This is a genomic window from Acinetobacter lactucae, assembly GCF_013344765.1.
Taxonomy (GTDB): domain Bacteria; phylum Pseudomonadota; class Gammaproteobacteria; order Pseudomonadales; family Moraxellaceae; genus Acinetobacter; species Acinetobacter lactucae_A.
In genome coordinates this window covers 1-6,253 of record NZ_JABVBF010000190.1, presented here as the reverse complement: position 1 = coordinate 6,253, position 6,253 = coordinate 1, and the positions used below count along the sequence as shown (strand labels likewise).

Sequence of the window (6,253 nt, the reverse complement as noted above, 5' to 3'; positions counted from 1 at the left end):
ATAATAAACATTGTTTTACAGACATAAAAAAAATAAAGTGAAATACTCCTCTAGAAAATATGTAAAAACGGAATAAATCTCTCTTTTAGCATTCAACCCAAGCGAAACATGGAGCGACTCATGGTTGATCAACCTTCTACCGCAACAACTCCACAATCTAATCTAGATACAAAAACCCGCCTAAAATCAATTTTGGGTGGTTCTGCAGGCAATCTTGTCGAATGGTACGACTGGTATGTATATGCCGCATTTACGCTCTATTTTGCCCATGCTTTTTTTCCAAAAGGTAGTCAAACTGCTCAGCTCCTTCAAGCAGCCGCAATTTTTGCTGTAGGCTTTTTAATGCGCCCAATTGGTGCATGGATTATGGGAATCTATTCAGACCGTAAAGGACGCAAGGCAGGTCTTACACTTTCGGTCACATTAATGTGTATAGGTTCGCTGCTTATTGCCGTGACACCAAGTTATGAAAGTATTGGTGTATTTGCCCCTCTTCTTTTAGTTGTCGCTCGTTTAATTCAAGGTTTAAGTGTAGGCGGCGAATATGGTGCTAGTGCTACCTATTTAAGTGAAATGGCGGAAAGAAATCGTCGAGGTTTTTTCTCTAGCTTCCAATATGTAACATTGATTGCTGGCCAGCTCACCGCTCTATGTGTTCTATTAATATTACAGATGGTATTGACCGAAGAACAGCTACATGATTGGGGATGGCGTATCCCATTCTTTATCGGGGCTTTACTTGCGATTGTAGTTTTCCGTATTCGACGTGGTCTATTAGAAACTCAATCTTTTAAAAATGCTCAGGCAGAGACAGACCAGCCAAAATCTGGCATGTTTTCTTTATTTAAACATTACCCTAAAGAAGCCTTCACAGTATTGTTTTTAACCGCTGGCGGGACTTTAGCTTTCTATACTTACACGACTTATCTGCAAAAATATTTAGTCAATACTTCTGGATTTACCAAACCTGAAGCCACTCAAATTACAACTTTAGCGCTATTTATTTTTATGTGTCTACAGCCTGTAGCGGGTGCTTTGTCAGATCGTATTGGGCGTAAGCCACTTATGATCGCTTTTGGTGTAACTGGAGTTTTATTTACTTACATTCTATTTAATACCCTGGCAACAACAAACAACTATTGGACAGCTTTCTGGTTATGTTTAGCTGGTTTGGTCATGGTAACAGGCTATACATCAATTAATGCCGTGGTTAAAGCTGAGCTCTTCCCTGCGCACATTCGAGCTTTAGGGGTAGCTTTACCTTATGCGATTGCCAATACATTATTCGGTGGTACAGCAGAGTTCTTTGCTTTAAGTTTTAAAGAGGCTGGACATGAATCTTGGTACTTTATTTATGTCAGTATCATGATCTTCATTTCTCTCATTATTTATATTTTTATGAAAGATACCAAGCATCACTCAAAAATTAAAGAACATTAATACTTTACTCACAAGGGCTAATATCGTTCGCCGATGTTAGCTCAAATCATGCGATTAAGCCCTAACAACCTTTGTATTTTATGAGATACTAGCTATAAGAAAATAAGGACGATACTGATGAATAGAAGTATTTTATGCTTGGCATTAAGTAGTATGTTTGTTTTGACTGCTTGTCAGACTACCCCTCGACAATATAATGGTTCAACTGGATACCAGATTGAAAACAAAACAGAAACTTCAGCGACTTTAGCTTACACTTTAGCTGGTCGTAATAACCAGCAACTCGATGAGCGTAAATTACAACGTGCTTGTCAAAATGTGCTCGGTGCTCAGAAAGTTTATAAATTATCAGTTTTGAGCATCAACGAAATTCCTAATCCAGCTAAAGATGAGCATTATGGAATTCAACTCGGTGAAACTCGTGCTTCTTTTGGCTTATCCAATACACCTAGTTTAAATAATGGTGAAGACTATGCAACTCGCCAAGCACTTGAAGCACGTCCAAGCACGCTAAAAGTTGTTCGTTATACTTGTTCATAAAATAAAAAAGACGCTGTTCTTTTTACAGCGTCTTATAAAAACTCACATTTCTAAACTCTTTAGCTTCATCCAGATCTGGCCATGTAGAAGCGCTTCTTTCATCAATCTTTTGATATTTAGGATGACTAAAGTTTTTAACACGGCTATCGGCCACCCAGACTTCTGGCGCGAACTTTAAAAACTCATCTAAGAAGAAACGGTTGCATTGGTCATATAAAACATCAGCTGCCAGCAAAACATCAACTTGCTCAGCCTTATATAAATCATCTAAATATTCTAGCTCAACATCATTCAACAGAGCATTTTCGCGGCAAGCATTCAAACTAACTTGATCAATATCACAGCAGATGACTCGTTTTGCTCCTGCCATTTTTGCGGCAATTGCGACTACACCAGAACCGGCCCCAAAATCCAAAACGACTTTATCTTTAACATGGTGTGGCTCTGCAAGTAACCACTGCGCCATCGCCAAACCCGATGCCCAACAGAAAATCCAATACGGCGTATCATTCCAAATACGACGAATAACTTCATCATCTAAGCGATCAGTTGGAAAAACAGGTGGAATCAGCCATAAAGAAATAGGCGTTTCTGGTAACTGTTGTACCATCAATTCACAATTGGGAATAACTTCATTTAGTGCTTGAAGTAAATATTCAGGGGCTTTGGTTAATTGAAAGGTGCAGCTCATAAATAAGCTCAACAATTTATAATTACTATTTGATACGCGTTAACGTCATCCGCAACTGTTTGAGGCAGGCCTACATTAGACAAAAATGTTTCTGCGACCCATCTATAACTAATCAGTAGCTGATGAGTTTTGCGGATGACAAATGGTTTTGGTTACTTTTCCCGAAAGAAAAGTAACATACGAGCTCCTAACATTTGCGTTAAACGGTAGGACGCCGTCGTGAATAAATTAAATTAACCCAAAGCTTTTTCAGCAGCTTCTACAGTTTGACGAATCAAAGTTGTAATTGTCATTGGCCCCACACCGCCTGGTACTGGTGTGTAAGCAGAAGCAATTTCTTCAATACCTTGTAGTTGAATATCACCAACACCACCGCCATCACGAGGATGGAAACCAGCATCTACAACCACTGCACCTTGTTTAATCCAGTCTTTTTGGATAAGTTCAGCTTTACCAACTGCACCAACAATAATGTCAGCTTGTTTCACAAGCTCAGGTAAGTTTTGTGTGCGTGAATGGCAGATCGTTACTGTTGCATTCGCTTGCAAAAGCATCATTGCCATTGGTTTACCTAAAATTGCTGAACGACCAACCACAACCGCATGTTTACCAGCAATTTCGATATTGTTTTCTTTTAAAATGGTCATGATGCCCGCAGGAGTCGCAGAACCATAGGCAGCTTCACCCATAGCCATACGGCCAAAACCAAGACATGTTACGCCATCAACATCTTTAGCTAATGAGATTGCATCGAAACATGCGCGCTCATCAATTTGTGCAGGAACTGGATGTTGTAAAAGAATACCGTGTACATCTGGATTGGCATTAAGCTTTTCAATTTCAGCTAATAATTGTTCTGTTGTCGTTTCTTGTGGCAATTCAATCTTTAAAGAGTCCATGCCTACTCGGCGGCAAGCATTTCCTTTCATGCGTACATAAGTTGCAGATGCGCCATCATCCCCAACTAAAATAGTCGCCAAAATTGGGGTACGACCTGTTTTAGCTTTTAATGCTTCAACACGTACTGACAAATTTTCTTCAATTTGCTTTGCTAATGCGCGACCGTCTAAAACCAATGCCACAGCACATCTCCAAGGTAGACATGAATTTAATGTGCCAATAATACATGATTATTTGGGCAAATTTATTCTAGATGTTGCTTTTATGTTCATCTTATCTCAAAACAGTATTGTTTTTTTTGTAAAGGTTGCTAATATGTGCATCACCAAATGTAGGCGGGGTGGCAGAGTGGTCATGCAGCGGACTGCAACTCCGTGGACGCCGGTTCGATTCCGACCTCCGCCTCCAAATTTGGTAAAGCCCGGGTGGTGAAATAGGTAGACACAGGGGATTTAAAATCCCCCGCCCACAAAGCGTGCCGGTTCGAGTCCGGCCCCGGGCACCATTTTCTGGTACAGAAATTGGTGTCATAAAGAATCCAGCGAAAGCTGGTTTTTTTATGTCCAAAAAAAGGATACATGTTAGTACCCTTTTTTCACACCCCATATCTTTAAGCGGTTTTTTGCTTATCTTGCTCAGGCGTTAAATTCACATCCAACACCAATTGATAGTTTCGACTTGAGTCTACTTTATATTCTGCATTTTTAATTGAATCTACGAAAATCCAATCTGACCGCACCTGCTTATCATCCAGCGTAACCATCAAATAGCCCCGCTGATTTAAATTACAATAGGCCAACTCATCGATAAGCGTAGTAAAGGCAAATTCAAATTGTTGCAACTGAGCTAATGGAATACTTAAATATTTTTCAAGACCCGGCGAAGAAACCGAACTCGTCGCCAGTTCCACACCAACATATTCACCTTTTTGGCTATACAAGTAAGATGTCCATGCATTATGAGTATCACCAGCCAAAACAATAATTTTCTTATTAAACTCTGCCAATTTACCGTACACAAACTCTCGCTCAGCATAGTAACCATCCCAAGCATCAAGGTTATATGGAACTAATGTTGTGACTCGCGCTTTTTCTTGAACAGTTAAAGTTGGATCACCCTGCTCTAATCGTAATTTTAATGTGACTAATTCTGTAATTTGCGCATTCATTTTAGCTAACGTATCTGGCGATGTTCCACCTGAAGTAATTTGCCCCAGCGATGCCAACAACTCAGCAGGAATCCACATTTTACTCATTAAGACTTGCTGTCCCACAACATTCCATGTTGCAGTTGAACTTTGTAAGACACCTACTATATTTTTCTCTTTACTACCTAATAACCACTCACGCTGAGTTTCACCCATTAAGGTCCGCATTGGATTAGTTAAATCTGCTTGGAATTTTGCAATATCCAAACCATTTGCTGTTATATAGTTGCCATAATCCAACTGCTCATCACGGGCAATAATGCGAGTATCTAACATCATTAAATTGACAAGCCCCCCAAAATCAAACTGGCGATAAATCTTAGTGTGCTGATCATCGACAGGACGGATAGGCATCCATTCAAAATAAGCTTGTAAAGCCGCTAGCTTTCTTTCTAAAAACTTACCTTCATTCTTTGCTTTTGGAGTTTCTTCCGTATGATTCTCAGCCCCTTCACGCCAAGTATCATTTGCTAACTCATGATCATCCCAGATCACAATAAAAGGATGACGCTGATGAGCGGCCTGTAAGTCTTTATCTTGACGATATAGCGCATAACGCTTGCGATAATCATCTAATTCAATAATTTCTTTATTATTATCAGCGCCTAAAGCACGCACTGTATCTTCTTTTGTAGGATAAACACCAGCCCCATATTCATAAATGTAATCTCCTAAATGAATGATTACATCCACGTTCTGTTTTGCCATTTCACGATAAACGTAAAAATAACCCGCAGGATAATTAGAACAAGAACATACTGCAAAGCTGACCTTATTAGTACTTACAGGCAATGTTTTTGTTTGCCCTACTGGCGAGATTTTGCTACCAAATCGAAAGCGATAATAATAAGTCGTACCCGCTTGTAGACCTGTTGCATCCACCTTCACGGTAAAATCGTCAGTTTTAGTCGTTTGAACCATACCAGTCTTTAAATTCTGCTTGAACTGATCATCGGTAGCAATTTCCCAAATCACCTTAAGAGGTGCACTAAGGTCTACTGGTGTTAAACGCGTCCATAAAATTACTTTATCCTGCAAAGGGTCGCCACTTGCTACCCCATGAAGGAAATCTGCTTGTGCTTCTGGACTTTCATCATCGGAACCATCATTACACCCTGTAAAAGCTACAGGTAAAGATAGCGCCCCAAAACCGAATAGACTTTTTTGAATTAATTCTCGGCGTGAAATTTTCTCTGACATAAAATTACCTAAGTTTTAAGCAATGAGTGTCTTAAATTTAGGTAGATAAGATGAACAACTGATCTCAGTTTAATGAACAAATCATGACATAAACTGGTTAATTTATATAAATACCAACAAGAACTGATTGAAAATAAAGCAAACTCTCTGATTTTCTCTTGCCAATCGCGCACTTGTCCTCTATTATTGCGCACATGCCCGGGTGGTGAAATAGGTAGACACAGGGGATTTAAAATCCCCCGCCCACAAAGCGTGCCGGTTCGAGTCCGGCCCCG

At 39.8% G+C, this 6,253-nt stretch carries 5 protein-coding genes and 2 tRNA genes; 4 read left to right on the top strand and 3 right to left on the bottom strand.

Features of this window, described 5'->3' with window-relative positions; genetic code table 11:
• Positions 1 to 108 precede the first annotated feature (108 nt).
• A complete protein-coding gene (locus HUN22_RS14970; protein WP_125738457.1) occupies positions 109 to 1,440 on the top strand; it encodes an MFS transporter in 1,332 nt (443 codons plus the stop codon).
• 117 nt (positions 1,441 to 1,557) lie between these two features.
• Complete coding sequence (locus tag HUN22_RS14965; protein ID WP_061875302.1) at positions 1,558 to 1,980, top strand: hypothetical protein; 423 nt, start codon at positions 1,558 to 1,560, stop codon at positions 1,978 to 1,980.
• A gap of 22 nt (positions 1,981 to 2,002) precedes the next feature.
• Here HUN22_RS14965 and HUN22_RS14960 read toward each other — a convergent pair whose 3' ends face one another.
• Both HUN22_RS14960 and folD read right to left on the bottom strand, forming a co-directional pair.
• The gene (locus HUN22_RS14960; protein ID WP_174730908.1) at positions 2,003 to 2,671 is read right to left on the bottom strand and encodes a class I SAM-dependent methyltransferase; all 669 of its coding nucleotides are present in this window, start codon (positions 2,669 to 2,671) and stop codon (positions 2,003 to 2,005) included.
• Positions 2,672 to 2,904: 233 nt separating this feature from the next.
• The gene (gene folD / locus HUN22_RS14955) at positions 2,905 to 3,753 is read right to left on the bottom strand and encodes a bifunctional methylenetetrahydrofolate dehydrogenase/methenyltetrahydrofolate cyclohydrolase FolD (protein WP_016140185.1); all 849 of its coding nucleotides are present in this window, start codon (positions 3,751 to 3,753) and stop codon (positions 2,905 to 2,907) included.
• A gap of 152 nt (positions 3,754 to 3,905) precedes the next feature.
• Between folD and HUN22_RS14950 the strand changes: the two genes are divergently transcribed.
• Together HUN22_RS14950 and HUN22_RS14945 are read left to right on the top strand one after the other, a co-directional pair.
• Positions 3,906 to 3,979: transfer RNA gene (locus HUN22_RS14950), tRNA-Cys, on the top strand.
• 11 nt (positions 3,980 to 3,990) lie between these two features.
• Positions 3,991 to 4,076 (top strand) — tRNA-Leu (locus tag HUN22_RS14945).
• A gap of 105 nt (positions 4,077 to 4,181) precedes the next feature.
• Here the strand turns inward: HUN22_RS14945 and HUN22_RS14940 are convergent.
• Positions 4,182 to 5,978: an alkaline phosphatase D family protein gene (locus tag HUN22_RS14940; protein ID WP_174730905.1), complete on the bottom strand. Its 1,797-nt coding sequence runs from the start codon at positions 5,976 to 5,978 to the stop codon at positions 4,182 to 4,184.
• Positions 5,979 to 6,253: the final 275 nt, after the last annotated feature.

Coding starts and splice junctions, on each gene's coding strand:
- HUN22_RS14960 (WP_174730908.1), bottom strand. CDS start 2,671: ATGAGCTGCACCTTTCAATTAACCAAAGCCCCTGAATATTTACTTCAA.
- HUN22_RS14970 (WP_125738457.1), top strand. CDS start 109: ATGGAGCGACTCATGGTTGATCAACCTTCTACCGCAACAACTCCACAA.
- HUN22_RS14965 (WP_061875302.1), top strand. CDS start 1,558: ATGAATAGAAGTATTTTATGCTTGGCATTAAGTAGTATGTTTGTTTTG.
- HUN22_RS14940 (WP_174730905.1), bottom strand. CDS start 5,978: ATGTCAGAGAAAATTTCACGCCGAGAATTAATTCAAAAAAGTCTATTC.